The organism is Sphingopyxis sp. (assembly GCF_016704835.1).
In the GTDB taxonomy this organism is placed as follows: Bacteria; Pseudomonadota; Alphaproteobacteria; order Sphingomonadales; family Sphingomonadaceae; genus Sphingopyxis.
In genome coordinates, this window is the sequence record NZ_JADIZJ010000002.1 from 149,124 (window position 1) to 174,783 (window position 25,660).

Consider the following 25,660-nt stretch of genomic DNA (forward strand, 5'->3'; position numbering starts at 1 on the left):
CGCGACCATGATCGCCGCGATGATGACCGCCTCCAACCTTGGTGCGCGCATCACCGGCTGGGGCTTTGCCGTCTTCACCATCGGATCGATTTGCTGGTCGCTCGTCGGGTTTTGGTCGGGGCAAACCCATCTCGTTGCGACAAATGTTTTTTTGACTTTGGTGAACCTCGTCGGCATCTGGCGCTGGCTCGGGCGGTAGCGAGCTTATGAAGAGGGCGCGCAGGCAGCGACGCGGGCAAGCCGCAAAACGGCGACGCCGACGCTGATCGCGGCGACAGGCGTGCCGGGCATGCAAGTGATCGATGTGCGGGGCGAGGCGCTGGGCCACGCGGTCGATGCGCTGATCGAATGCCGGGCCGGTCATATCAGCTATGTCGTCGTCGCAACGGGCGGCATGGCCGGTATCGATGAGAAGCTGAGAGCAGTCCCCATGGCAGCAGTCGATTGCCGCGCCGATGGCTTCGTGGTGCTCGAAACTTGCGCAGAATTCGAGCAGCGCCAAATCCTTGAGCCGGGGCAATGGCCAGGCCGCGAACCGCCCCCCCCAGCGCGCGACGGCGACGCTGTCTTCACGCAGCGCAGCGCCGCTCTTGATATAGTCAAAACCTGTGCCGGGCCGATCCGGCGCAATGCCGAAGGGGACGGGCCGGTTTTCGCGCGCCAGCGGCGCGCCTCGGTCGATGGCAATGTGAAAGGCCGGCACATCGGGGATGACATGGCCCGATCAGCAGACGACGAGCGGGTCGGCGAAGGCGCGTCCCGCGACCCGCGCCAGCGTGCCGTTGAAGAGGCTCGCATCGTCGACAATGTCGAGGACTTGCTTGGCGTGCTCGCCGCGGGACGCAGGCTACAGGCGGGTTCCGGCGCCACCGCAAAGGACCACGGGTTGTACCGCGTCGTGCAAATGGCTCAGCCGGCGAGCTCGGGCACCGAGGTGGAGAGACTCCGCGCGCCAACCTCGGGCATCGCTTCGCGCCAGAATTTCGCGGCCATCGTCTGCGAAGCGAGCTGATAAGCGAGGACCGATTCCGCGCCGCTGTTGCTGTTGACCCCGTGTGGAGTCAGGCCATCGACGCAGCGTCCGGAGTTGGGGTCTGCCAGAGCAATAGCGCGATCATTGCGGCCAAAAAACCAGGCATAGGCGGTCTCGGCATGGGCGCGCCATGCCTTGCTCCGCGTCGCATCGAATGCCGTTGCGCAGGCGTCGATCGTCGCCCAGGCTTCGAGCGGCTGCTGGTCGAACGGAAAGCTTTCCCCGGCCCGGTCGAAGCTGTCCGACCCTACCGGACGAAAATGACCCTCGCGAGCGGTCTGGAAATCTGCGAGCCAGTCGAGCGCGGCGAGACCGGCTTCCTCGAGCGGGAGCGAGCGGAGCCGCTGCCCCGCGCGGATCAGCGCTTCTGCCAGGCGGGCATTATCGTAGGAAAGCCCGGCTTCGAACCAGTCCCAGCCCGGCCGGCGTGCAGCTTTCCACAACGCGCACAAAAACGCGCCGCCGCGCTCGACGATCGCGTGCGCCCGGGCGTTGCCAGGTTCATGCGCGAGCCGCGCATCGGCGCCGAGGACCGCAAAGGCGACCGCGCGCGGACTCTTGAACCGCTCGCCCATCGGTGCGGCGAGATCGAACAGGTCCGCGGCCCAGTCGCGCATCGCGGGCGAGGCGGCATGCGCTGCGGCATGACCGAGCGCCCAGAGCGTGCGCCCGTTACTGTCCTCCGAGCCTTCATCCTCGAGCCAGCGGCGGTCGTAACCCATGAAATTGCGAAACACGCGGCGATCGGGATTCCAGCCATGTTGGATAAAGCTGGCGAAGGAAAGCGCGCGCGATTGCGCCAGGACCTGCCCGCGCGCCGGCAAGCCGTGCACAAGCATCAACGCGCGGGCGTTGTCGTCGATGCAATAGCCGTGGCGGCGATCAGGAACGCGATGGATACTGTGCTGGAACATGCCGACATCGTCGCAAAGCGCCCAGGCGCCCTCGATCGCGGGCATGCGGCGCGTGCCCGCGGGGGGCTCGGGCAGGGCGACACCATCGACCAAGGTCGCGCAGGCGCGCGCGATCACGTTCCATGCGGTGCGGCGTCCCCGGGCATAGGCGCGCCGCTGCAATGTACGGCGTTCTTCGGGAACCGCGAGCAGCAGGAGCACGGCTTCGGCGATCGCATCGCTGTCGATTCCGGGGAGCAGGATGCCCACATCGTCGGCAAGCAGTTCGCGAGCGTGAACAAAGGGCGTCGAGACTACGGCGCGGCCGAGCGCCACCGCATAGGCGAGCGTGCCCGACGTGATCTGTTGCAGATTGGGATAGGGTGCGAGGTAGATGTCGCAAAGCTCGATCTGGTCGAGCAGTTCTTCGGTGTCGAGAAAGCGGTTCTCCCACGCGACATTGCCCGCGACGCCGAGGCTTTCCGCGAGCTGCTCCAGACTTTCGCGATAGGCCTCGCCTTCGGCTGCAACGAGATTGGGATGGGTCGCGCCCACGATCCGGTAGAGGACGTCGGGATATTGTGCGACGATCAAGGGCAGCGCCCGGATTGCGGCTTCGAGGCCTTTGCCGGGCCCGATCAGGCCGAACGTCGAGATCACGGGGCGATCGGCGATGCCGAGCGCCTCGCGGAGCGGCGCGATATCGACAAAAGGCCGGTCGGGCGTCCCATGCTCGATATGGACGATCTGAGCGGCGCTCGCGCCATAGACGTCGCGCAAGGTTTCTCGACCATAATCGCTCATGACGACAAGCTTGCTGGCGCGCGCAACGAGCCGGTCCATCACGCGGCGTTGATCCGCACTGGGAGCGGCGAGAACAGTATGCAGCGTTACGATCAACGGCGCAGCAACACGATCGACCAGTTCGAATATCATTTCGCCGGCGGCGCCGCCGTAAATGCCGAATTCGTGTTGAAGCCAGATGGCTTGTGCGCCGCTGGCGTTGATCGCCTCGGCTGCGGCCCGATAATCTGCCGGCGCCTGTTCGTTAATCGCGAGCGAAACCTCGCTGCCCATATCCGGATCGGTGCGGCTGCGCATCGCATAGATGTCGATCGCCAGATCGCAGCGCGCAGCGCGAAGATGATCGTAAGTGTCGGCCGTGAAGGTCGCGATCCCGCATTGGCGCGGTCGAAAACAGCCGATGAGGGCGAGCCGGTGTGCCTGGCGGATCGGCGGTACCTTATCGGCAGGAAGGGAGACCGGAGAGGAAGAATGATGGTCGAGGGAAATATCGCGGAAAAACCGGTCATCGCTATCGTGCTTCATATCCGTCCTCATCGTCAAATGCCACGTGCACGCTTTCGGCCGCGCGTGTGGGCACGCGGGTCTGAAACCGGGCGTTCGACCGGCCTAGCTGTCAGTTTGATCGTATGCCGGAGCAACGCGCCTCCCGGCTCCGGGTTGCAGTGCAACAAGCGAGAATGCGTTTCGATTAACACAGGTTATGCCGATTTTTAACGAAGCTGGAAAAATGCCGCAAAATCGGTCCCACTCGCGCGCGCCCCGTCCGCCGAAGGTGCCGATGGATGGCAACTGCCCGGCTTCCGCCGGAACTATTGGACCGCGCGTGCGTCCCTTTGCCATCGGCTGCGCAGCTGTACGAAAATCCTCAACCCCACTCGAGGTGCCGGCGTTCCCGGCGTCTCGTCGACAAATGCACGTTGGTCGATATCGGCGGGCAAGGAGATGTCTATGCGTATGTTCACCGACCGTTTTGCCGGCAGAGGCAAGCCTGATCCCTTCGCAATAGCCGTTGCCGGCGCGGGCTTGGCCTTTGCCGGAATGGGCTACGCGTTCTGGCGGCGTCGGCAAAAAAGAGGGGCCGAGCCCGAACGCATCGCCACTGACGCACCCCACTGGACGCTCGACAAGCGGTCGGCGCGTGCGCTCTTCGGCAAGTCGGTGCTGGTCAATCGGCCCCGCGAGGAAGTGTTCGCGGCGTGGAAGGTCGAACGCTTCCCCGAATTCATGGAAAATGTTGTCGCGGTCGAGCCGCTGGGCGGCGGGTCCGCGCGGTGGACCATTAAGGGCCCGGCGAGACGCGAGGTCCATCTGGTCAACAGTATCACCGAGAGCATCGAGAATGAGACGATCAGTTGGCACAGCGACGCCGAAAGCGAGATCGCGAATAGCGGCGAGGTCCGCTTCGCCGATGCCCCCGCCGGGCGCGGCACCTATGTGACCCTGATCCTCGCCTACGATCCCCCCGGGGGCAAGCTTGGCCGTCTCGGCGCAAAACTGCTCCAGCGCGAACCCGAGGTGCAGGCGCGCCGCGATCTTCACCGCTTCAAGCAGCTGATGGAGACCGGCGAGGTGACGAGCAATGCCTCGCCATCGGCGCGAAAGTCCGAATCCCCCGTTGAACCCCATATCTGAGGACCAGTTCATGCGAGCAGTCACCTGGCAAGGCCGCCACAAGATCAGCGTCGAGACGGTGCCCGATCCCGAGATCGTCAATCCGCGCGATGCGATTCTTCGTGTTACATCGACCGCGATCTGCGGTTCGGACCTTCACCTTTATGATGGCTTTATTCCTGGCATGCGCGCCGGCGATATTGTCGGTCATGAGTTCATGGGCGAGGTCGTCGAGGTCGGTTCGGGATCGACCCTCAAGCAAGGGCAGCGCGTTGTCGTACCCTTCACGATCAGCTGCGGCTCCTGCTTCTTTTGCGAGAAGCAGCAATATAGCGCCTGCGACAACAGCAACCCGTCAGAGACGCGCGATGCGTCAGAGCTGTTGATGGGGCATGCAATGGGCGCGGCCTTCGGCTACGCGCATTTGACCGGCGGCTATGCCGGCGGACAGGCCGAATATGTGCGTGTGCCCTATTCGGACGTCGGCCCGGTCATCATCCCCGATGACCTTCCTGACGACGATGTCCTGTTCCTCTCGGACATTCTGCCGACCGGCTGGCATGCCGCGGTCAACGCCGATATCGAGCCCGGCGACACCGTCGCGGTGTGGGGCTGCGGACCGGTCGGACTGTTCACGATCCAGTCGGCCTTGTTGCTAGGCGCCGGACGCGTGATCGCGATCGATCATTTCCCCGCGCGCCTGCGGCTTGCAAAGCAGCTCGGCGCCGAGATCCTTGACTACACGCAGGTCGACGTTCGCGAGGCGCTTAATGAGATGACCGGAGGGATCGGGCCCGACGCGTGCATCGACTGCGTCGGCATGGAGAGCCACGGCTTCACCCCTGACAACATACTCGATCAGGTCAAAGTCCAGATTTATTCGGTTACCGAGCGACCGCATGCGCTGCGGCAGGCTATCCTTGCGTGCCGCAAGGGCGGACGTGTTTCGATCCCCGGTGTCTATGGGGGCTTCGCTGACAAATTCCCGTTGGGACAGCTGATGGAGAAGGGGCTCACCGTTAAGAGCGGCCAGACGCCGGTCCAGAAATATAGCGGGGAGCTGCTGAAGATGATCCAGGACGGCAAGTTCGATACGACCTCGCTCGTCTCGCATCACGCCGCGCTCGAGGATGCCGCCGAGATGTACCGCCACTGGCACGGCGAGCAGAACGACTACACCAAGATCATTTTGAAGCCCGGGCTCGAGAAAGGCGCGGTGCAGGCCCGGAAGGAGAGCGAACATGCCGATGCGTAAACTCGCCCTCATCACCGGCGCCTCGAGCGGTATCGGCCGCGAAATCGCCAGGCTCGCCGCCGCCGATGGCTATGACCTTGTCGTCGCGGCCGACGAGCCCATCGTCGACGCCGCGGCGGGACTTTGCGGCCAGGGCATCGAGGTCCAGACGGTCGAGGCCGACCTCGCCACGCCCGCCGGCGTCGAGAAACTGCTCGCCGCCGCGTCGGGACGCCAGATTGATGTGCTTGTCGCCAACGCGGGCCATGGTCTCGGCCGCGGCTTTCTCAACCAGGATGTTGCCGAGTGGCGCCACGTCATCGACACCAATATCACAGGCACCCTGCTACTGCTTCAGCCGGTGCTCAAGCAGATGGTTACGCGCGGCGAGGGCAAAGTGCTGATTACCGGCTCAATCGCGGGCCATCTCGCAGGCTCGTTCCAGGCGGTCTACAATGGCACAAAGGCGTTCGTCGACAGCTTCGCCGCGGCGATCGGGAATGAGCTGAAGGATAGCGGCGTGACCATCACGTGCCTCAAGCCCGGCGCCACGGAAACGAATTTTTTCGCGCGCGCGGGTATGCTCGATACCAAGGTGGGACAGGCGAAGAAGGACGATGCTGCCGATGTTGCGGTTACCGGTTGGGTGGCAATGAAGAACGGCGAGCACTCGGTCGTCCACGGCCTCAAGAACAAGGCGCAGGTGCTGGCTTCGGGCGTCCTCAGCGAAGCGGCGACCGCCGAGATGCACCGCAAGCAAGCCGAACCCGGCTCGGCCGGTAAGCACTGACGGGAAGGTTTTCGTCGTAAACATTGCCAAGCTGCCTACGATCGCCGTCGAGAAGCCGTGGGGCGTCGAGGGTCTGCCTGAACCTTTTGTGTCTGCAATGGCTGCCCGAGAGCAGCCTCGACGTGACCCAGGTTTATGGCAAACCACCGGCCAGGGCGCTTGCGCTATGAGCGAAAACGAAGGCCTGGAGCGATTCGTTGCCGCGCAGGAAGAAACCTATCCTCGCGCGCTCACCGAGATCAAACGCGGCGCCAAGCGCTCGCACTGGATGTGGTTCATTTTCCCTCAGCTCGCCGGTCTTGGTCGAAGCGCTGCTGCGCAGCGTTTCGCAATCCATTCGGCGGACGAGGCGCGAGCCTATCTGGCTCATCCGTTGCTCGGCGCGCGCTACCGCGAATGCGTCGCGGCGCTCCAGAAACTGGACGCGAGCGACCCGGATGCGGTGTTTGGCAAAATCGATGCCGTGAAACTGGGCTCATCGCTGACATTGTTCGAGGCGGTCGATGGCCATCCCCTGTTCGCTGCCGCGCTCGATCGCTGGTTCGGGGGCGAACGCGACGCGCGAACGCTGGACTTGCTCGGTTAACGACCGCTTTGATGTCCGCTGTTTTCGACAAGCGGCCAGACCTCGATCACGCCATGCGCCACCGCGCAGGGCGAATGCTGCGCCAGCTGAATAGCTTCGCCAAGATTGGCGGCTTCGATGAGCGCGAAGCCAGCGACCGGGAGCGAGGACGACAGATAGGGACCAGTCGTGGTCTGCACGCTATCGCCTTCGGGATTGCGGACCTGGATCGGCAGGCCAGCGATGCCCATGACCGCACCGCTTTCCTTCAGTCGATCGTCATGGGCGTGGGCCGCGTCGCGAATGTCTTGCGGGGTCCGCTGATAGCCCGCTTCGTCGCCATAACCGATCGTCACGAATTTGGGCATGTCGCACTCCTTCTCCTTCCACAACCGGGGACGCGCCTTGTCGTTCCATGACGCAGGCGCGGGATCGTTTATTGTTCCGCGGGAGCGAACCGCAGCGGAGCGTCGCGAGTGCGACGCTTTCGCGCCTATTTCAGAATGTCTCATGGAGGTCCGGCGTCTGTGTTTATCCAGCTGCGGCCAGTCCTATTGCCTCCGGGTTTATCGGCTTTGTCGGCTTGGCGCGTGCTTTGGCAGGTTTCGAGCGCGCGGTGTGCCCGCAAAATCGGGCGGGGCGCCTTTGAGGACACGGCGTGCGGACGCTGCCGGGGTGATCGGCGCAAGCCCAATAGATCCGGATGTGCGTGAAATGGCCTTTCCTACAATATTTCGCTGTGCCATTCCTGCTGCATGGATAGCGAACCGAACTGGAAAACCCGCGCAATTGCGGGCGAATATTGGCTCGCGGCTCTATTGGTCGCGGGATCCTTCCCTGCCGGACTGATCGGCGCCATCCGCTCTATGCTCGGCTGAAAAACGGATTTGATTTGCCGCATTCGCTGCGACGTCGGCGGCTCGAGGGGCATGAACGGATGGCCACGCGGCAAGAAGGAGGGGTTTGATGACGCTTCGAAACTGGTCTGCCGCGCTGCTGCTCGGCACCGCCGCGCTGGCTGCCACTCCGGCGATGGCGGATGACGTCGCTCCCAGCGCGCGTGTATCAAGCGCCGTTCTGGTGCGCGAAGGCCCGTCGACCAACACCGCCATTCTTGCGCGCTTGCGCCCCGGCGACAGCGCTACACTCGTCGGCGAAGTCAGCGGCTGGTACATCGTTGAACTTCCGGGCGGTACGCGAGGCTATGTGAGCAAGGCGTGGACGATTGTGCGCGCCGCCGACGGCGATGCGGCGAGCGCGGCAGGGCGTCACACGATCCATGTCATCGATGTCGGCACCGGGCTTGCGGTGTTCGTCGAGGGACCAGGCTTCGCGCTGCTGTATGACGCCGGCAGCCAGGACGACCTGCACGGCGGTGAAGAGAACCGGGTGGTCGCCTATATCCGCGCGGCGCGCCCCGACCTCACCCGCCTCGACCACCTCATCCTCAGCCATCCGCACAAGGACCATCTCCAACTGATGCCCGCGGTTTTCGAGACGTTTCAGATCGCCCACGTCTGGGAATCGGGCCGCGTCAACAAGACCGACGGCTATTGTCATTTCTTGAAAGCGGCCATGGCGGAGCCCGGCGCGCGCTATCACGACGCGATCGCCGCGAATACCACGCGCAGCGTGACCTTCACCGGCAGCGGCTGCAACGGAACCGTGACCGTGAATCAGGCCGACATGATGACCGAAGCGCCGGTAGCGCTCGGATCCGGTGCATCGATGCACTTTCTTTACCGCGACGCGCATCCCTATTCCGATCCCAATGAGAACAGCGTCGTCGTGCGGCTCGATCTCGGCGGCAAACGCGTCCTGCTGACCGGCGATGCCGAAGGCGGCGGGCGCGAGCTTCCGGCAATGCCGCCCAGCCCGCGCAGCATTGAAGGACAATTGATCGCCTGCTGCGCTGCCGAGCTGAAGGCTGATGTGCTGGTGGTCGGCCATCATGGCAGCCTGACCTCGTCGCGTGCGGCTTTCCTCGATGCGGTGGGCGCGTCGATTTACGCGATATCCTCGGGACCCTATCCCTATCATCGCGTCCGACTGCCCGACGCCGAGGTGGTCGCCGAACTTGCTACGCGTGGCCAGCTGCTGCGCACCGACCGCGAGGATGGCTTTCGCCTCGACGACGATGCGCGCTCCTGCGAAATGCGTCAGCGCAAGGTCGGGCCGGATGCCGACGAGACACCGGGTGGGTGCGACAATATCCTGATCGTGATCGAGCGCAATCAGCCGATCGACGCAGCTTATTCCGCTCTGGTCGATTGACGCGGCCGGCGCTTGGAGGGCGCAATCCTCGCCTCGTCACCCCAAGCTCGGCAAATCCAGCCCCTTGTCGCGCGCGCAGTCGATCGCGATGTCGTAACCCGCGTCGGCGTGGCGCATCACGCCGGTGCCGGGGTCGTTCCACAGCACGCGCTCCAGCCGCTTGGCTGCTTCGGGAGTGCCGTCGGCGACGATCACCATGCCGCTGTGCTGCGAATAACCCATGCCGACTCCGCCGCCGTGGTGGAACGACACCCAGGTCGCGCCGCTTGCCGTGTTGAGCAACGCGTTGAGCAGCGGCCAGTCGCTGACCGCATCCGATCCGTCGCGCATCGCTTCGGTTTCGCGATTGGGGGAGGCGACCGAGCCTGAATCGAGATGGTCGCGACCGATGACGATCGGGGCTTTGAGCTCGCCCGATGCCACCATCTCGTTGAACGCGAGGCCCAGCCGGTGGCGGTCGCCGAGCCCGACCCAGCAAATACGCGCCGGAAGCCCCTGAAACCGGATCTTCTCGCGCGCCATGTCGAGCCAGTTATGAAGGTGCGTGTTGTCGGGCAGCAGCTCCTTCACCTTGGCGTCGGTCTTGTAGATGTCCTCGGGATCTCCCGACAGCGCCACCCAGCGGAACGGGCCGATGCCGCGGCAGAACAGCGGGCGGACATAGGCGGGGACGAAACCCGGGAAGTCGAAGGCATTTTCGACGCCTTCATCCTTTGCGACCTGGCGGATATTATTGCCATAGTCGGTGGTCGGCACGCCCGCGGCCTGCATGTCGAGCATCGCCCGGACATGCACCGCCATCGACGCCTTGGCGGCTTTCGCGACCGCGGCGGGGTCGCTCTCGCGCTTCGCAAACCACTCTTCGAGGCTCCAGCCAGCGGGAAGGTATCCGTTGACCGGATCGTGCGCCGAGGTCTGGTCGGTGAGCAGGTCGGGGAAGACGCCGCGGGTGACCATTTCGGGGAGGATTTCGGCGGCGTTGCCGAGGAGGCCGACCGAGACGGGCTTGCCCGCAGCGTGGCTCGCTTCGATCATCGCCAGCGCCTCGTCGATGCCGGACGCCTGCATGTCGAGATAGCCGGTACGCAGGCGCATCTCGATACGGCTCGGCTGGCATTCGATCGCGAGGCACGAGGCGCCGGCCATCACCGCCGCGAGCGGCTGCGCGCCGCCCATGCCGCCAAGCCCGGCGGTGAGCAGCCAGCGGCCCGCGAGACTGCCGCCATAATGCTGGCAACCCATTTCGACAAAAGTTTCGTAAGTGCCCTGCACGATGCCCTGGCTGCCGATATAGATCCAGCTGCCCGCAGTCATCTGACCGTACATCATCAGCCCTTTGCGATCGAGCTCGGAGAAATGCTCCCAAGTCGCCCATTGCGGCACCAGGTTGGAATTCGCGAGCAGCACGCGCGGCGCATCGGTGTGCGTACGAAAGACACCGACGGGCTTGCCCGACTGGATGAGCAGGGTTTCATCGTCATTGAGGCGCTTCAGCGTCTCGACGATCTTGTCATAGCTTTCCCAGTCGCGTGCGGCGCGTCCGATGCCGCCATAAACCACCAGCTCGTGCGGCGCTTCGGCGACGTCGGGGTGCAGGTTGTTCATCAGCATCCGCATCGGCGCCTCGGTGAGCCAGCTTTTCGCGCTGATCTCGGTGCCGGTTGCCGGGCGGATCACGCGGCTGTTGTCGAGGCGGGTGGTCATGATTTTCCTTTCGCAAAATCGAGCGTTGCGGCGATAACTTGTTCCAGCACGGGCTGGATCGCGGGGTTCGGGTCGATGGGGGAGGGCCAGTTGACGTAGGTAATATCGGCGGGCTCAACCATGTAACCGCGCTGCGCGAGCTCCATCTGGATCGCGTGGATGCCGCCGTCGGGCCGGCCATAATGACGCGTTGTCCAGCCGCCCTTGAAACGGCCGTTGACGACGTGGCTCTCTCCGCTGGCAGCGCAGATATTCGCGACAATGGTTTCGAGTTCGGGCGCACAGGTCGCGCCGCCGTTGGTACCGATGTTGAACTGCGGCAGTTCGCCATCGAACAGCCGCGGGACATGGCTGCGGATCGAATGCGCGTCGTAGAGCACGACTTTGCCGTGCAAGGCTTTCAGGCGGTCTAGCTCGCCCGCGAGCGCGTCGTGATACGGTCGGTGGTACGAATGCAGCCGCTGCATGATCTCGGCTTCGTCAGGCTCGCCGAAGCGGTACAGCGGTTCGCCGTCGAAGGTTGTCGTCGGGCAGAGTTCGGTGGTCGCCTGCCCGGGGTAGAGGGACGCTCCCGACGGGTCGCGGTTCATGTCGATCACGCTGCGAGAAATATCGGTCGCGACCAATGTCGCGCCCAGACCGGCGGCGAAGGCATAGAGATCCGCGATCCACCAGTCGGTGTCGAGCTGCGCGCGCCAGGGCGACACGAACTGGTCGTCGAGCCCGGCAAGGTCCGTCCCGCCGTGCGGAAAAGCAATGACCAGCGGCGCGTCGCCGCAATGGACGCGCAGCCAGTCCATCAGGCGAGGCCCGGCAGGTCTGCCGGAACCGCCGCGACCAGGCTGCCTGAGCGAACCAGCGCGGTGGCAGCCTCCATATCAGGGTGGATATGCCGATCGTCTTCGAGCGTCGGCACCGCGGCGCGCAGATGCTTGTGCGCGGCCTCGAGCGCGTCACTCGACGACAGCGGCGCGTGGAAGTCGATGCCCTGGCACGCGGCGAGATATTCGATCCCGATCACCGCGCTGACATTGTCGGCCATCTCGAGCAGGCGGCGGGCGCCATGCGCTGCCATCGACACATGATCCTCCTGATTGGCCGAGGTTGGAATCGAATCGACGCTGGCGGGATAGGCGCGCTGTTTGTTTTCGCTGACCAGCGCTGCGGCGGTGACCTGCGGGATCATGAAGCCCGAATTGAGGCCGGGACGCGGGGTGAGGAAGGCGGGAAGGCCCGACAGCGCCGGATCAACGAGCATTGCGATGCGGCGCTCGGCTATCGAACCGATCTCGCACAGCGCCATCGCGATAATGTCGGCGGCAAAAGCAACGGGTTCAGCGTGGAAATTGCCCCCCGATAAAGCTTCGTCGGTGTCGGCAAAAATCAGCGGATTGTCCGAGACGCCATTCGCCTCGACACCGAGGGTGGTTGCAGCTTGGCGCAGCAGGTCGAGGATCGCGCCCATCACCTGCGGCTGGCAGCGCAGGCAATAGGGATCCTGCACGCGCGGATCATCAACGGCGTGCGAGGCGCGGATCGCCGATCCCGCCATCAGGCCGCGCAACGCATCGCCGACCTCGCGCTGCCCGGCATGGCCGCGCAGCGCGTGAATGCGCGGGTCGAATGGCGCGTCGGAGCCTTTGGCGGCCTCGGTCGACAGCGCGCCAGTGATCAGCGCCGATTGGAACACGGTTTCGGCGCGGAACAGGCCGGCGAGCGCATTGGCAGCCGAAAACTGCGTGCCGTTGAGCAGCGCGAGGCCTTCCTTCGGCCCGAGTTCGAGCGGCGCGAGGCCCGCCTGTGCCAGTGCCTCTGCGGCGGGCCGGGTCTGCTCGTCGAACGCAATCGCGCCGACCCCGATCATCGCCGCTGCCATGTGCGACAGCGGCGCAAGGTCGCCGCTTGCGCCGACCGATCCCTGCGACGGAACGACGGGGGTCAGGCCTTTGGCCAGCATCGCCTCAAGCATCGCCACCGTTTCGCGCCGCACCCCCGATGCACCGACGCCAAAGCTCGCGAGCTTGAGCGCCATCATCAGTCGGACGACGGGGACAGGCGACGGCGCGCCGGTGCCCGCGGCATGGCTCAGCACGATGTTGCGCTGGAGCGTCGCCAGATCGTCGCTGGCGATCCGCACGCTTGCCAGCTTTCCAAAGCCGGTGTTGATGCCATAGACGGGTGCGCCCTTGGCGACGATCCGCGCCACCGCGGCGGCGCTCGCGTCGATCGCGCTCCACGCTTCGTCGTTCAGCGTAGCGCTCGCACCTTCATAGATCGCGCGCCAGTTGGCGAGCGTCATGGCGCCGGGGTTGATGATCATTGTCCGTCCTTGATACGTCGGTGCAGCGGATTGAAGCCGATGCGGTAAACCAGCTCGGCGGGGTCGGTGACGTTCCAGATCGCAAGGTCACACGCCTTGCCGGACTCCAGCGTCCCGGTCTCGGCGCCAAGCCCCAGCGCAGCGGCGGCATTGACCGTCACCCCGCGCAGCGCCTCGACGACGGTCAGCCCGAACAGCGTCGCGCCCATATTGAGCATGAGCAGCAGCGAGGTCGTCGGCGACGTGCCGGGATTGTTGTCGGTCGCCAGCGCGATCTTGACCCCGTGCCGACGCATCGCGTCGATGGGCGGCAATTTGGTCTCGCGCATGAAATAATAGGCGCCGGGCAGCAGCACCGCGACCGTTCCCGCCGCCGCCATCGCGGCGACATCGTTGTCGGTGGCATATTCCAGATGGTCAGCCGACAGCGCGCCGTGGCGCGCCGCGAGCGCGCTGCCGCTCAGCGCCGACAATTGTTCGGCGTGCAGCTTGACTGCCAGCCCATGCACCTGCGCCGCTGCGATCACGCGCGTGCATTGCGCGGGCGAAAAGCCGATGCCTTCGCAAAAGGCGTCGACCGCGGTGGCGAGCGGCGCGGCGGCGGGAATCATCTCACTGCAAACGAGGTCGATATAGCCGTCGCTGTGGTTCCGATACTCGGGGGGCAGGGCATGCGCGCCAAGGAAGGTCGGCTCGACGCGGACCCGACGCCGCTCGCCCAGCGCACGCGCGGCGCGCAGCATTTTCAGCTCGTTTTCGGTGTCGAGGCCATACCCCGACTTGATCTCGATCGTGGTCACCCCCTCGGCGATCAGCGCGTCGAGGCGGGGGAGTGCGGTATCGACCAGTTCGACTTCGCTCGCTGCACGGGTCGCGCGCATCGTTGACACGATGCCGCCCCCCGCCCGCGATATATCCTCATAGCTTGCACCTTCGAGCCGCATCGCCCATTCATTGGCACGATTGCCGCCGTGGACCAGATGAGTGTGGCAATCGATCAGCCCCGGGGTGATTAACCGGCCGCCGCAATCGGTGATCTTCGCGGCCGCCGTCGGCGCGCCATCGGCAGGGCCGGCGTAGGCAATCCGTCCGCCCTGCGCCGCGACGACGCCATCGTCGATCAACCCCAGGCCGTCTCCGGCCATCGTCGCGAGTCGGGTGTTGGTCCAGATCTGCTCCATCTGGACAACATCTCGCGGTTGGGCCATTATGTCTAGACATAATATGAAGGCTCCCGACGATGGCTTACTGGTTTCAGCGCGCATGGATCGATAATCAGTGGCAGCGCGATGTGCGGCTGACGGTCGCCGAAGGGCGGTTTTCGGCGCTTGAAACCGGTGTTGACGCCGCCCCCGATGACGAGCGCCATGCCGCGGCTTTGCCCGGACTGTGCAATGTCCACAGTCATGGCTTCCAGCGCGGCATGGCGGGGCTTTCGGAGCGCCGCAGTCACCCCGACGACAATTTCTGGAGCTGGCGCGAGATCATGTACCGCTTCCTCGACCAGCTGACCCCCGACGATGTCGCGGCAATTACCGCGCAGGCCTATGCCGAAATGCTCGAGGGCGGTTTCACCCGCGTCGGCGAGTTCCACTATCTCCACCATGACCCCGCCGGCGCGCCCTACGCCGATCCTGCCGCAATGGCGGGCGCGATCGTCGAGGCGAGCGCGGCGACCGGCATCGGCCTCACCTTGCTGCCGGTCTTCTACGCCCATGGCAATTTCGGCGGCGCGGCGCCGAGCCCCGGCCAGCGGCGCTTTTTGAGCGATATCGATGGTTTTGAGCAGCTGCTCGATGCGTCGCGCGCCAAGCTGATCGGCGACGCCAATATCGGCATCGCGCCGCACTCGCTGCGCGCGGTGGCGCCCGACCAGCTGGCGGCGCTGCTCGCGATGTCACCCAGCGGCCCGGTCCATATCCACGCCGCCGAACAGGAAAAGGAAGTCGCCGACTGCGTGGCATGGAGTGGCGCGCGTCCGGTCGCATGGCTGCTCGACAATGTCGGGGTCGATGCGCGCTGGTGCCTGATCCACTCGACCCACCTCGACGCGCGCGAAGTGCTGCGGCTCGCCGCGAGCGGCGCGGTCGCCGGGCTCTGCCCGATCACCGAGGCCAATTTGGGCGACGGCATCTTCCCCGCCGTCGATTATTTGACCGCCGATGGCCGCTTCGGGATCGGCACCGACAGCAATATTCTGATCGACGCAGCGGGCGAGCTGCGCGCGCTCGAATATTCGCAGCGTCTCGCGCGCCGCGCCCGCGCGCTTCTCGCCGCAACCCGATCGCCTTTCGTTGGCGCCAATCTCCACGCCCGCGCGCTCGCGGGCGGCGCGCAGGCGCTGGGCGTCGAGGCAGGCTTCGCAATCGGCCAGTCCGCCGACATCGTTTCGCTCGATCTCGATCACCCCAGCTTCGCGGGAACCGACGATGCGACGCTGCTCGACCGCTGGATTTTTGCCGGCGGGGCAGGGACGATCGACTGCGTCTGGCGCGCCGGGGTCAAGCGCGTCGAAGGCGGGCGCCATGTCGATCGCATGGCGATTGCTGCTGCCTACCGCAAAAGCGTTGCGCGGATCGTCGCGTGACGCGCGCGGCGCCGAACCCGGCGCGCCGGATCCGCGAGGATATCGAAGGCCGCATCCATTCGGGCGAATGGAAACCGGGCACGCGCATTCCGATCGAGCAAGAGCTCGCGGCGCGCTATGGCTGCGCGCGCGCGACGGTCAGCAAGGCGCTGGGCGAGCTCGTCGCCGCCGGGCTGGTCGAACGGCGACGCAAGGCGGGCTCGTTCGTCGCGCACCCGCCGGTGCATTCGGCGGTGATGACCGTCCCCGATCTGGCCGAACTTATTGCGGCGCGCGGCGAAGCCTATCGCTGGGAAGCGCGCGCGATCGTCCGCCGCAAAAATGCTGACGAAGCCGACACGCTCCAGATCGACGGCGTTCATTTCGCCGCCGAGGAACCCTTCGCGCTCGAACGCCGGACGATCGAACTCGCCGAAGTCCCCGCCGCGGCGGGGGCGGATTTTGCCGTCGAGGCGCCGGGCACTTGGCTCCTCGCGCATATTCCGTGGACCTCGGCGCGCCACGTCGTGCGCGCCGTCGCCGCCACCCGCACCGAAGCAAAGGCGCTGGCGACCGGCAACGGCGCCGCCTGCCTCCAACTCGAACGCGATACCTGGCGCGGCGATCGGCCGGTCACGCACGTCCGCCAGCTTTTCCGCGGCGACCGCTTCGATCTGGTCGCCGAGTTTCAGGCCGGGATGCCCCGGCGCGAAGGCGAATAAAATCTGCGCGGTATCTTGGACGTTTTCTCTCTTTCCTGCGTAGCGGTGCATAAGCCATTTGCTTATGCTGTATTGCGATATTAATACGGTGGCTGAGCATGACCTGGTTCCGTAAATCCAAAACTCCCGATCCGGCGCCCGCCGCGCCGCCGCTTTCCATGCCCGGCGCGCCCGTTTTCGAGGGGCCACCCCCGGTTGTACCGGAAAGCCGCCGTCGCAAATGGCTGCGGCGCTTTTCGCGCGGCTTTGCCATTTTCTGCATCCTGCTGATCCTGCTCGTCGGCTGGCTCGCGCTCACCGCGCCGCTGTCGAAATCGCTCGAACCGATCGTGCCGCCGCAGATCACCTTGCTGGCGTCGGATGGAACGCCGATCGCGCGGTCGGGGGCAATCGTGGACAAGCCGGTGAAGGCGAGCGCGCTGCCCAAGCACGTCACCGGCGCCTTTCTCGCGATCGAGGACCGGCGTTTCTACAGTCATATGGGCGTCGATCCGCGCAGCATCGCGCGCGCGGTGTGGAGCAACGTCAGCGGCGGGCGGACGCAAGGCGGCAGCACGATCACCCAGCAGCTGGCAAAATTCACTTTCCTCACCCCCAAGCGGACGCTGGGGCGAAAAGCGCGCGAGGCACTAATCGCCTTCTGGCTGGAAGCGTGGTTGACCAAGGACGAGATTCTCGAACGCTATCTGTCGAACGCCTATTTCGGTGACAACACTTACGGTTTGCGCGCCGCGTCGCTGCATTATTTCTATCGCCAGCCCGAAAAGCTGACCCCGGCGCAGGCGGCGATGCTCGCGGGGCTGGTCCAGGCGCCGTCGCGCCTCGCTCCCACCAAGAATCCCGATCTGGCGGCCAAACGCATGCAGCTGGTGGTCAATGCCATGGCCGACGAGGGCTATATTACCGCCGCGCAGGCGACGGCGATCCGCACCCCGAGTATCGATGTCCGCTCGCGCAACACGCTGCCGACCGGGACCTATTTTGCCGACTGGGCGCTGCCCGAGGCGCGCAAGCTGAGCGACGTCGGCTATTCGCGCCAGACGATCAAAACCACTCTCGACGCGCGGTTGCAAGCGGTGGCGCGGCGGGTGACGAGCCGCGCCGGCGTCGGTCAGGCGCAGGTCGCCCTGGTCGCGATGCGCCCCAATGGCGAAGTCGTCGCGATGGTCGGCGGCAAGGATTATGCCGCGTCGCCGTTCAACCGGGTGACACAGGCGCGACGCCAGCCGGGATCGACCTTCAAATTGTTCGTCTATCTCGCCGCCCTGCGAGCCGGGTGGGAACCCGATGACATAATCGACAACCAGCCGATCGAAACCGGCTCGTATCGGCCGAAAAACTCGGGTGGCGCCTATTCAGAAACGCTCACGCTGGAGGACGCGTTCGCGATGTCGAGCAATGTTGCCGCGGTGCGGGTGCTGCGCGAGGTTGGCGACGACAAGGTGATTGACATGGCGCGCGACCTGGGCGTCACCGCACCGATGACCAGGGGTGACCCCAGCCTCGCGCTCGGTACGTCGAGCATGACCTTGCTTGAACTTACCGCGGCCTATGCCGCGGTCGCTGCGAACAGCTATCCGGTCGTCCCGCACGCCTTTCCGGACGAGGAAAAGGGCTGGCTGGAAAATCTGATCTCGGGGCCGCGCCGCTTCGGATCGAGGGTCCATAACGACATCGAACAGATGCTCCGCGCCGCAGTCAATCGCGGCACCGGCCGCGCTGCGCGGCTGCCGCAGGCGAATTTCGGCAAAACCGGGACCAGCCAGGACAATCGCGATGCGCTGTTCGTCGGTTACGCTAACGGCCTCGTCGTCGGGGTATGGATCGGCAACGACGATAATTCGCCGCTGCGCGGCATTTCGGGCGGCGGGCTTCCGGCGCGGATCTGGCGCGATTTCATGACGCAGGCGTCGGGCCAGAAAGCGGCGCCGCCGCGACCCGCCGACCCGCGCGGCCCCGTCGAACCGCAGGACATTCCCGACATCGATGCGATCCCGGTTGGCGAGAATATGAGCGTCGGGATCGAGGGCGACAGTGCCGTAATTTCGACCGAAATCAACGGCAGTCGCATCGATTTGCGGGTGCCGATCCCGAAAGAAGCGCCTGCGGAACCGGCACCCGCGCCCCCGTGAGGGTGCGAGCAACCTCGGCCCAGGATCCGTTTGTGCTGAGCTTGATGGGCCACCTTAGTTTTTTGGTCAGACGGGGAAGAACAGAACGGTCCGTCGACGAGCCCAGGGCAAACGGTTCATAGCGGGCACTAAATGAGCCTGAGTGGTCAACCGGGGTCAGCCAGCAACTCGAACCCGCTGGTCGCCATCGTCTGGCCGTTGACGATCAGCTCGACATCGTGCCGCCCCGGATGATGCCGCCGCGTACTGAAATCACGAATGATCTGACTGATACGCAGTGCGACGGTGTCGCCCCCCGCGAGCTCGAACGTCTTCCACTTGAACACCTTCGCCGCGCTTTTACCGCCGGCGCGTGCATAATGGACGCGGTAATCGACAACCAAAGGCTGATTCGCAATCGAATCCGAAACAACTTCGGCGGTGATCGCGATCCGATCGCCCAGCCGCACCGCCGATGGATCGATCGCAAACTTGCGCACCGTCACGGCCGCGCCATGGCCGACGCCGATCAGCGCCAGCGCGCGCGCCTCGCCCTGTTTGATCAGGGTGCGCAGTGCGTGACGGATGATCCAGGCCGTGTGAACGTTGTCGCTTGGCCAGTCCGCCAGCCGATCGAGCAGCCAGTCGGAGCGGTCCTTGGCAATGTCGTTGAGATGATTGGCGACCGATTTGCGCACATAGAGGCTGGGGTCGGCTTTCAGCGCCTCGAGAATATGCGCCGCGCGGGTCGGATCGGCTTTTAGCGCGGGAACGCGCGCCGCCCAAGGCAGCCGCGGGCGCGCGCCTTCGCTCGCCAGCCGCCGGACATGCTCGTTGTCGCTGCCTGCCCATCGCGCCATCGTAGCCAGCGCGCGGTCCGCGTCCTGCGCCAGATACGGCCGGATCGCGAATTCGGCGGTGCCAAAGCGCGTCAGCGTGGCGAGCGCATCCATCGACCGGTCAAACTCGTCAACGCCGTATCTCGCCACATATTCGGTCACCGCGATCGCCTGAAACCCGTGCGTCAGCCGTGGGGCCATCGCCCCGATGATGTCCAGCGCCGCCGCATAGTCGACGGGTAACGCGCGATACAGGGCGTCGGCGATGTGGCGGACCCGTTCCATGATCGAGAGCGTGTCGAGGCCGTTGGTGGCCGACGCAAGGAATGCCGTCCGGTCAAATCGCGGCGAAGCGGCGGCGCCCGCATTGGCGATCGTCACCAGGGCTTGCGGACCCAAAATGTCCTTCAGCAAGGCAGGGCTGGAGCTGTCCGTCATCGGCCTGGCCGCTCAGCGCCGCTCGACCAGCCCGCCGCCCAGCGCGACATACAGCGTCACCAGGTTGTCGACCTGCGCGCGGCGCAGTTCGATCAGCGTCTGTTCTGCCGCGAACAGATTGCGTTCGGCATCGAGCACTTCGAGATAGGTCGACACACCTTCGCGGTACCGCTTGCGTGCCAGGTCGGCGATCTGGCGCTGCGCCAGCGTGCCGCGCTCCTGCCCCTCGACCTGCTCGGCCAGATAGCGGCGCCCGGCGAGCGCATCGGCGACTTCGCGGAACGCGCCCTGGACGGTGCGTTCATAGGTCGCGACCGCGATATTCTCGCGCGCCTCGGCGACGGTCAGATTGCCCTTGTTCCGCCCGAAGTCGAAGATCGGCAGACTGATTGACGGGCCAAAGCTCCACCCGAATCCGTCGTTGCTGAACAAATTATCGAGCGACCCCGATGCGAAGCCGAGATTGCCGGTCAGCGCGATCGACGGGAAAAAAGCTGCACGCGCGGCGCCGATATTCGCGCGCGCGGCGCGCAACCGTTCTTCCGCTGCCAGGATGTCGGGACGTGCGACCAGCAGATCCGACGGCAGGCCAGCGGTCAGCAACGGCGACTGACCCTGCGCGACGAGCGGCAGCGGCGCGGGCAGGGGGCCGGCCACGGGTCCGCCGGTCAGCACGGTTAGAAAATTATCGGCCTGCGACTTGCCGAGCTTCAGGCTGGCGAGCTGGGTTTCGGCCTGCGTCAGCAGCGTTTCCGATTGGCGGTAATCAAGTGCCGAGGTCACCCCCGCGTCGAGCCGCCGCCGGGCGATCCGCAGCCCTTCCTTGCGGCTGGTCACCGTTGCTTCGGCGAGCGCGATCTGTTCGGTCGCACCGCGCGAGGCGAAATAGGTCGACGCCACATCGCGGATCAGCGCCAGCCGGAACGCCCGCTCGGCCTGCTCGGTCGCCAGATACTGGCTGCGCGCCGCTTCGGACAGGTTCTTGACGCGTCCCCAGAAATCGAGCTCGAACGAGGTCACCCCGACCCCGACCGAATAGCGGCTGGTCGTGTCGGTCCCGGCGCCGGTCAGCGACGGCCCGCGGCTGCGCGCCGCATCGGCGCTGGCCCCCACCGTGGGCAGGCGGTTGGCGTCCTGGATCCGGTACAGCCCACGCGCTTCCTCGATCTGCGCAACGGCCACAACGATGTCGCGGTTGCGCTCGATCGCCTGCGTGATCAGCACTTCGAGCTGCTGGTCGGCGAAGAAATCCTGCCACGCCACATCGGTCGCGCGCTGGCCCAGCGTCACATCGCCGGCGAACGCCTGCGGGTATTGGGGCGCGGTGGGCAGCGCCGGGCGCTCGTGCGGCGGCGCCATGTTGACGCACCCGGCGAGCTTTGTCGACGCGACGAGTGCGATCAGCTTACGCATGTCCGGGCTCCTCATGATGGCCTTTTTCTCCCGGTGCTGGCGGTCGTTTGCGGCTGATCCACTGGCGTACCGACAGATAGAATAGCGGGATGAAAAAGATGCCGAGCAGGGTCGCCGCGATCATGCCGCCCATCACGCCCGACCCGACCGCGATCCGGCTCGCCGCACCCGCACCGCTCGCGATGACGAGCGGCACCATGCCGAGGATGAATGCCAGGCTGGTCATGATGATCGGGCGCAGGCGCAGCTTCACCGCTTCCATGACTGCGTCGTGGGTCGATTTGCCTTCGGCTTCCTGCTCGATCGCGAATTCGACGATCAGGATCGCATTTTTTGCCGACAGGCCGATGATCGTGATCAACCCGACGTTGAAATAGATGTCGGCGCTAAGCCCGCGGAACATCGAGAACAATACCGCGCCAAGAACGCCGAGCGGCACCACCAGCAGCACCGATACCGGCACCGACCAGCTTTCGTACAGCGCCGCGAGCAGCAGGAAGACGACCACCAGTGACAATCCGAGCAGCAGCCCGATCTGCCCAGCCGACTGCTTCTCTTCATACGAAATGCCGGTCCACTCGTACGCGAACCCCGCGGGCAGCGCCTGCGCCAGTCGCTCCATCTCCGCCATCGCCTCGCCGGTCGACTGCCCCGGCGCGGGTTCGCCCGAAATCGTCATCGCGGGATAGCCGTTGTACCGCTGGAGCTGCGGCGCCTCGGCGGTCCATTCGGCCGTGCTGAACGACCCGAACGGCACCATGTCGCCGTTGGCGCTGCGCACGCGCAGTTCCACCACATCCTGCGGCGTCATCCGGCTCGCGGCATCGGCCTGGAGCAGCACGCGTAGGACGCGGCCTTCGCGGGTGAAGTCATTGGCATAGGCACTGCCAAAGGTGATCGCGAGCGTCGCATTGACGTCGCCGATCGACAGCCCGAGCGCGCGCGCCTTGATCCGGTCGATGTCGACCTTCAGCACTGGCGCATCCTCCTGTCCTTCGGGACGAACATTGCCAAGCAGCTTGCTCTGCATCGCGCCGCCCAGCATCTGGTTGCGCGCACCGATCAGCGCCGCTCGCCCGTTGCCGGCGCGGTCCTGCAGTTTGAAGGTAAAGCCGCTCGCGGTACCCAGTTCGGCAATCGATGGCGGGCTGAGCGAAAAAACGAACGCCTCCTTGATTCCCGAAAACACCCCCATCGCTTTGCCGGCAATCGCATCGGCACCATCGCCGTCGCCCGTGCGCTCGTCCCAGGGTTTTAGCGGCGTGAACATGATCGCATTCGCCTGGCCCTGCCCGAAAAAGCTGAAGCCGTTGACCAGCACGACATTGGCGACCTGCGGCTGCTCGGCGAAAAAGGCTTTGACCTGCTTGGTCGCTTCGTTGGTGCGCTGGGTCGTCGCGCCGGGGGGCGCCTGGACGACGGTGATCAGATAGCCCTGATCTTCTTGCGGCAGGAACGAGCCAGGCAGACGCGTGAACAAGAGTGCAGTGACCGCGACGAGCGCCAGGAATACCCCCAGCCAGCGCAGCGGTGCCGACAGCATCTTACCGACCCCGCCCTGATAGCGATCGGTGGTGCGTCCGAACCAGCCATTGAACCAGCCGAAGAAGCGGTCGGCGCGCTCACCGATCGGCCCGCTGCGCTTGGTCTGATCATGCGGCTTCAGCAGCGTAGCGCACAGCGCCGGGGTCAGCGTCAGCGCGAGCAGCGCCGAAAATGCAATCGAAATTGCCAGCGTTATCGAAAACTGGCGATAGATGCCGCCAGTCGATCCAGGGAAGAACGCCATCGGGATGAACACCGCGATCAGCACTAGCGTGATACCGATGATCGCGCTGGTGATCTGCGTCATCGCCTTCACCGTCGCCTCATAGGGCGACAGATGTTCCTCGTTCATCAGGCGCTCGACATTCTCGATCACGACGATTGCGTCGTCGACCAGAATGCCGATCGCCAGCACCATGCCGAACAGCGTCAGCACGTTGATCGAAAAACCGAACATCCACAGCCCCAGGCACGCGCCGGCCAGCGCAATCGGGACCACGATCGTCGGGATGACGGTCGCGCGCCAGTTCTGCAGAAAGAGGAACATCACCAGGAACACCAGCACCATCGCTTCGGCCAGCGTGATAACGACCTCTTCGATCGACAACTGGATGAAGGGGGTCGTGTCATAAGGGATCGACCAGCTGATGTCGGGCGGGAAGCCTTTCGACAGTGTCTCCATCCGCTCGCGGATACCCGCCTCGGTCGACAGCGCGTTGGCGCCGGGGGTCAGCTGGACCGCCATGCCCGCCATCGGCTTGCCGTTGAGCTCGGAGGAAAACAGATAGCTGGCCGAACCCAGCTCGACGCGCCCGACATCGCCCAGCGTCACCGCTGAGCCGTCAGGGTTGGCGCGCAGGATGATGCCCGCAAACTGCTCCGGGGTGGTGAAGCGGCCCTGCGTCGTGATCACGGCGTTGAGCTGCGCGCCCTTGGCGAGCGGCTGGTCGCCCAACTGCCCGCCCGGTGTCTGGCTGTTCTGTTCCTGAACCGCACCCAGCGCTTCGGCGGGCGACAGGTTGTAACTCGACAACTTTTGTGGATCGAGCCAGATCCGCATCGCATATTCGGGCGCAAACGCCTGCACATTGCCGACGCCGTTCACCCGCCGCAGCTCGTCGAGCACGCGTGTATTCGCGAAATTATTGACCTCCATCGGGTCGGTCTCGCCGCTTTTCGAGGTGATCGCGACGATCAGCAGAAAACCCGAATTGGCCTCGGTCACCGAAACGCCCTGGCGGCGGACATCCTCGGGCAGGCGCTGTTCGACGCGGCGCAGGCGGTTCTGCACCTCCATCTGGGCGTTATCGATATCGGTCCCCGCCTCGAAGGTCAGGGTAATCGACGCGGTCCCGTTCGATTCGCTGGTCGAGGCCATATAGAGGAAACCCTCCACCCCATTCAGTTCCTGCTCGATGACCTGGGTGACATTCTGTTCCAGCGTCTTGGCGTCGGCGCCCGGATAGGTGACCCCGATCGTCAGCGACGGCGGCGCCACCGAGGGATATTGCTCGACCGGCAGACTGCGCAGCGCGATGATGCCCGACAGCAGGATGCCGATGGCGATGACCCACGAAAAAATCGGGCGGTCGATGAAAAAGCGGGGGGTCATGATCGCTCCCGTCAGCGCTTCGACGCGGATTTGGCCGCCGTCGGGCTGGCGATCCGCACCGGCTGCCCCGGCTGAATCTTTTGCAGTCCGTCCACGACCACCCGGTCGCCCGGTTTCAATCCCTCCAGGATCGCCCATTGCCCGGCCAGCATGGTGCCGAGTTTGACCGGGCGCGCCGTCGGGATATTCTTGGCGTCGAGCACCATCACCGTCGCCGCATCGGCGGTCAGCTTGACGGCGCGCTGGGGGATCAGGACGCCGTCGGACCGATTGCCGACGAACATCCGCGCGCGCACGAACTGACCGGGCAACAGCGCGTCGGCCGGGTTGGGGAATTCGGCGCGCAGCGCGGCGGTGCCGGTGCCTTCGTCGATCGACAGGTCCAGGAAATCGAGATGGCCGACGATCGGATAGGCGCGCCCGTCTTCCAAAATCAACTGCACCTCGACGCGCTCGAGCTCGGGCACCCGCAGCTTGCCCGATGCAACATCGCGGCGGATCGCCATCAGGTCCGAACTCGACTGGCCGAAATTGACATAGACGCGGTCGATCTGTTCGATCGTGGTCAGCAAGGTGCCGGCCCCGGCGCTGACCAGCGCCCCCTCGGTCACTTCGGCGCGCCGCGCGCGGCCCGAAATCGGGGCGGTGACGGTGGCATAACCCAGGTTGAGACGCGCCGATTCCAGATTGGCCCGCGCTGCTGCGACATCGGCCTCGGCGGTGCGTTGCTGCGCGATCGCGGCGTCATATTCCTGCTTGCCGATTGCCTGGTCGGCGAGCAGCGGCTGGTATCGGTTCACCACCTGCCGCGCGTTGGCCGCAGTCGCCTGCGCGCGGGCCAGCTGGGCGCGTGCGGCATTGGCACTGGCGCTGAGCTGGCGGGGGTCGATGTGGAACAGCGCGGTGCCGGCGGATACGACACTGCCTTCGTCGAACAATCGCCGTTCGACGATGCCGTCGACCCGGGCGCGCACTTCAGCGGTACGGAACGCCTGCACGCGGCCGGGCAGTTCGATGACATTGGGCACCATCTGGGTGCGGATCGTGACGATGGTCACTTCAGGCGGCGGCGGGGGCGGGGGCGCTTCGGGCGCGCAGGCGGTGAACACCAGGGTGAGCGCAGCGATGCTGGCGCTGGCAAAGGAACGAGCGCGACTCATAAGAACCCCTGAATAATGCTGTA

The 25,660-nt window shown here is 65.3% G+C and carries 20 protein-coding genes; 10 read left to right on the forward strand and 10 right to left on the reverse strand.

The window, feature by feature from the left end; all coding sequences use genetic code 11:
- Positions 1–19 precede the first annotated feature (19 nt).
- Positions 20–199, forward strand: coding sequence for a hypothetical protein (locus tag IPF76_RS20745; RefSeq protein ID WP_366499360.1), 180 nt, complete (start codon positions 20–22; stop codon positions 197–199).
- Between the two features lie 90 nt (positions 200–289).
- Positions 290–1,012, forward strand: coding sequence for a PRC-barrel domain-containing protein (locus tag IPF76_RS20750; RefSeq protein WP_366499362.1), 723 nt, complete (start codon positions 290–292; stop codon positions 1,010–1,012).
- On the opposite strand, the gene IPF76_RS08480 is transcribed toward IPF76_RS20750, so the two are convergent.
- Positions 910–3,255 carry a glycosyltransferase family 4 protein gene (locus tag IPF76_RS08480; RefSeq protein WP_293842425.1) on the reverse strand — a complete coding sequence of 782 codons (2,346 nt, stop codon included), beginning with the start codon at positions 3,253–3,255 and terminating at the stop codon, positions 910–912. The genes IPF76_RS20750 and IPF76_RS08480 overlap by 103 nt on opposite strands.
- A gap of 426 nt (positions 3,256–3,681) precedes the next feature.
- Here IPF76_RS08480 and IPF76_RS08485 point away from each other — a divergent pair, with 426 nt between their 5' ends.
- The 4 genes from IPF76_RS08485 to IPF76_RS08500 all read left to right on the forward strand — a co-directional run bounded on the left by IPF76_RS08485 (position 3,682) and on the right by IPF76_RS08500 (position 6,954).
- On the forward strand, positions 3,682–4,365 hold the full coding sequence (locus tag IPF76_RS08485) for an SRPBCC family protein (RefSeq protein ID WP_293842427.1): 684 nt from the start codon (positions 3,682–3,684) through the stop codon (positions 4,363–4,365).
- Between the two features lie 10 nt (positions 4,366–4,375).
- Entirely contained in the window at positions 4,376–5,599 is a 1,224-nt protein-coding gene (locus IPF76_RS08490) for a zinc-dependent alcohol dehydrogenase (RefSeq protein ID WP_293842429.1), read from the forward strand.
- Complete coding sequence (locus tag IPF76_RS08495; RefSeq protein ID WP_293842431.1) at positions 5,586–6,368, forward strand: SDR family NAD(P)-dependent oxidoreductase; 783 nt, start codon at positions 5,586–5,588, stop codon at positions 6,366–6,368. Before IPF76_RS08490 ends, IPF76_RS08495 begins: the two co-directional genes overlap by 14 nt.
- A gap of 166 nt (positions 6,369–6,534) precedes the next feature.
- Positions 6,535–6,954: a DUF1810 domain-containing protein gene (locus tag IPF76_RS08500; RefSeq protein ID WP_293842433.1), complete on the forward strand. Its 420-nt coding sequence runs from the start codon at positions 6,535–6,537 to the stop codon at positions 6,952–6,954.
- On the opposite strand, the gene IPF76_RS08505 is transcribed toward IPF76_RS08500, so the two are convergent.
- Positions 6,951–7,301: a YciI family protein gene (locus IPF76_RS08505; RefSeq protein WP_293842435.1), complete on the reverse strand. Its 351-nt coding sequence runs from the start codon at positions 7,299–7,301 to the stop codon at positions 6,951–6,953. The two genes, IPF76_RS08500 and IPF76_RS08505, sit on opposite strands and share 4 nt — an antisense overlap.
- A 598-nt stretch (positions 7,302–7,899) precedes the next feature.
- Between IPF76_RS08505 and IPF76_RS08510 the strand changes: the two genes are divergently transcribed.
- A complete protein-coding gene (locus tag IPF76_RS08510; protein ID WP_293842437.1) occupies positions 7,900–9,207 on the forward strand; it encodes an MBL fold metallo-hydrolase in 1,308 nt (435 codons plus the stop codon).
- A 36-nt stretch (positions 9,208–9,243) separates the two neighbouring features.
- On the opposite strand, the gene hutU is transcribed toward IPF76_RS08510, so the two are convergent.
- The 4 genes from hutU to hutI are packed head-to-tail and all read right to left on the reverse strand — an operon-like array spanning position 9,244 to position 14,439.
- Entirely contained in the window at positions 9,244–10,911 is a 1,668-nt protein-coding gene (hutU, locus tag IPF76_RS08515; protein WP_293842439.1) for a urocanate hydratase, read from the reverse strand.
- Positions 10,908–11,711, reverse strand: coding sequence for an N-formylglutamate deformylase (gene hutG, locus IPF76_RS08520; protein WP_293842441.1), 804 nt, complete (start codon positions 11,709–11,711; stop codon positions 10,908–10,910). Before hutG ends, hutU begins: the two co-directional genes overlap by 4 nt.
- Positions 11,711–13,231, reverse strand: a complete 1,521-nt coding sequence (hutH, locus tag IPF76_RS08525) for a histidine ammonia-lyase (protein WP_293842443.1) — start codon at positions 13,229–13,231, stop codon at positions 11,711–11,713. The genes hutG and hutH overlap by 1 nt, the downstream gene beginning before the upstream one ends.
- Positions 13,228–14,439, reverse strand: coding sequence for an imidazolonepropionase (hutI, locus tag IPF76_RS08530; protein WP_293842445.1), 1,212 nt, complete (start codon positions 14,437–14,439; stop codon positions 13,228–13,230). Before hutI ends, hutH begins: the two co-directional genes overlap by 4 nt.
- Before the next feature lie 32 nt (positions 14,440–14,471).
- Between hutI and IPF76_RS08535 the strand changes: the two genes are divergently transcribed.
- The 3 genes from IPF76_RS08535 (at position 14,472) to IPF76_RS08545 (ending at position 18,651) form a co-directional block, all read left to right on the forward strand.
- Positions 14,472–15,818, forward strand: coding sequence for a formimidoylglutamate deiminase (locus tag IPF76_RS08535; RefSeq protein WP_293842448.1), 1,347 nt, complete (start codon positions 14,472–14,474; stop codon positions 15,816–15,818).
- Positions 15,815–16,519, forward strand: a complete 705-nt coding sequence (locus tag IPF76_RS08540) for a UTRA domain-containing protein (RefSeq protein WP_293842451.1) — start codon at positions 15,815–15,817, stop codon at positions 16,517–16,519. The genes IPF76_RS08535 and IPF76_RS08540 overlap by 4 nt, the downstream gene beginning before the upstream one ends.
- 158 nt (positions 16,520–16,677) lie before the next feature.
- Positions 16,678–18,651 (forward strand): transglycosylase domain-containing protein, encoded by a 1,974-nt coding sequence (locus tag IPF76_RS08545; protein ID WP_293842831.1) that lies wholly within the window; start codon positions 16,678–16,680, stop codon positions 18,649–18,651.
- A gap of 146 nt (positions 18,652–18,797) precedes the next feature.
- Here IPF76_RS08545 and IPF76_RS08550 read toward each other — a convergent pair whose 3' ends face one another.
- From IPF76_RS08550 to IPF76_RS08565, 4 genes are read right to left on the reverse strand one after another with little or no spacing between them, the layout of a single operon-like run.
- A complete protein-coding gene (locus IPF76_RS08550) occupies positions 18,798–19,907 on the reverse strand; it encodes a DNA alkylation repair protein (protein ID WP_293842454.1) in 1,110 nt (369 codons plus the stop codon).
- A 12-nt stretch (positions 19,908–19,919) separates the two neighbouring features.
- Positions 19,920–21,320 (reverse strand): efflux transporter outer membrane subunit, encoded by a 1,401-nt coding sequence (locus IPF76_RS08555; RefSeq protein ID WP_293842456.1) that lies wholly within the window; start codon positions 21,318–21,320, stop codon positions 19,920–19,922.
- Positions 21,313–24,477, reverse strand: a complete 3,165-nt coding sequence (locus IPF76_RS08560) for a multidrug efflux RND transporter permease subunit (protein ID WP_293842459.1) — start codon at positions 24,475–24,477, stop codon at positions 21,313–21,315. The genes IPF76_RS08555 and IPF76_RS08560 overlap by 8 nt, the downstream gene beginning before the upstream one ends.
- Before the next feature lie 11 nt (positions 24,478–24,488).
- Complete coding sequence (locus IPF76_RS08565) at positions 24,489–25,637, reverse strand: efflux RND transporter periplasmic adaptor subunit (RefSeq protein WP_293842461.1); 1,149 nt, start codon at positions 25,635–25,637, stop codon at positions 24,489–24,491.
- Between the last annotated feature and the right edge of the window lie 23 nt (positions 25,638–25,660).

Coding starts and splice junctions, on each gene's coding strand:
- IPF76_RS20745 (WP_366499360.1), top strand. CDS start 20: ATGATGACCGCCTCCAACCTTGGTGCGCGCATCACCGGCTGGGGCTTT.
- IPF76_RS20750 (WP_366499362.1), top strand. CDS start 290: ATGCAAGTGATCGATGTGCGGGGCGAGGCGCTGGGCCACGCGGTCGAT.
- IPF76_RS08480 (WP_293842425.1), bottom strand. CDS start 3,255: ATGAAGCACGATAGCGATGACCGGTTTTTCCGCGATATTTCCCTCGAC.
- IPF76_RS08485 (WP_293842427.1), top strand. CDS start 3,682: ATGCGTATGTTCACCGACCGTTTTGCCGGCAGAGGCAAGCCTGATCCC.
- IPF76_RS08490 (WP_293842429.1), top strand. CDS start 4,376: ATGCGAGCAGTCACCTGGCAAGGCCGCCACAAGATCAGCGTCGAGACG.
- IPF76_RS08495 (WP_293842431.1), top strand. CDS start 5,586: ATGCCGATGCGTAAACTCGCCCTCATCACCGGCGCCTCGAGCGGTATC.
- IPF76_RS08500 (WP_293842433.1), top strand. CDS start 6,535: ATGAGCGAAAACGAAGGCCTGGAGCGATTCGTTGCCGCGCAGGAAGAA.
- IPF76_RS08505 (WP_293842435.1), bottom strand. CDS start 7,301: ATGCCCAAATTCGTGACGATCGGTTATGGCGACGAAGCGGGCTATCAG.
- IPF76_RS08510 (WP_293842437.1), top strand. CDS start 7,900: ATGACGCTTCGAAACTGGTCTGCCGCGCTGCTGCTCGGCACCGCCGCG.
- hutU (WP_293842439.1), bottom strand. CDS start 10,911: ATGACCACCCGCCTCGACAACAGCCGCGTGATCCGCCCGGCAACCGGC.
- hutG (WP_293842441.1), bottom strand. CDS start 11,711: ATGGACTGGCTGCGCGTCCATTGCGGCGACGCGCCGCTGGTCATTGCT.
- hutH (WP_293842443.1), bottom strand. CDS start 13,231: ATGATCATCAACCCCGGCGCCATGACGCTCGCCAACTGGCGCGCGATC.
- hutI (WP_293842445.1), bottom strand. CDS start 14,439: ATGGCCCAACCGCGAGATGTTGTCCAGATGGAGCAGATCTGGACCAAC.
- IPF76_RS08535 (WP_293842448.1), top strand. CDS start 14,472: ATGGCTTACTGGTTTCAGCGCGCATGGATCGATAATCAGTGGCAGCGC.
- IPF76_RS08545 (WP_293842831.1), top strand. CDS start 16,678: ATGCCCGGCGCGCCCGTTTTCGAGGGGCCACCCCCGGTTGTACCGGAA.
- IPF76_RS08550 (WP_293842454.1), bottom strand. CDS start 19,907: ATGACGGACAGCTCCAGCCCTGCCTTGCTGAAGGACATTTTGGGTCCG.
- IPF76_RS08555 (WP_293842456.1), bottom strand. CDS start 21,320: ATGCGTAAGCTGATCGCACTCGTCGCGTCGACAAAGCTCGCCGGGTGC.
- IPF76_RS08560 (WP_293842459.1), bottom strand. CDS start 24,477: ATGACCCCCCGCTTTTTCATCGACCGCCCGATTTTTTCGTGGGTCATC.
- IPF76_RS08565 (WP_293842461.1), bottom strand. CDS start 25,637: ATGAGTCGCGCTCGTTCCTTTGCCAGCGCCAGCATCGCTGCGCTCACC.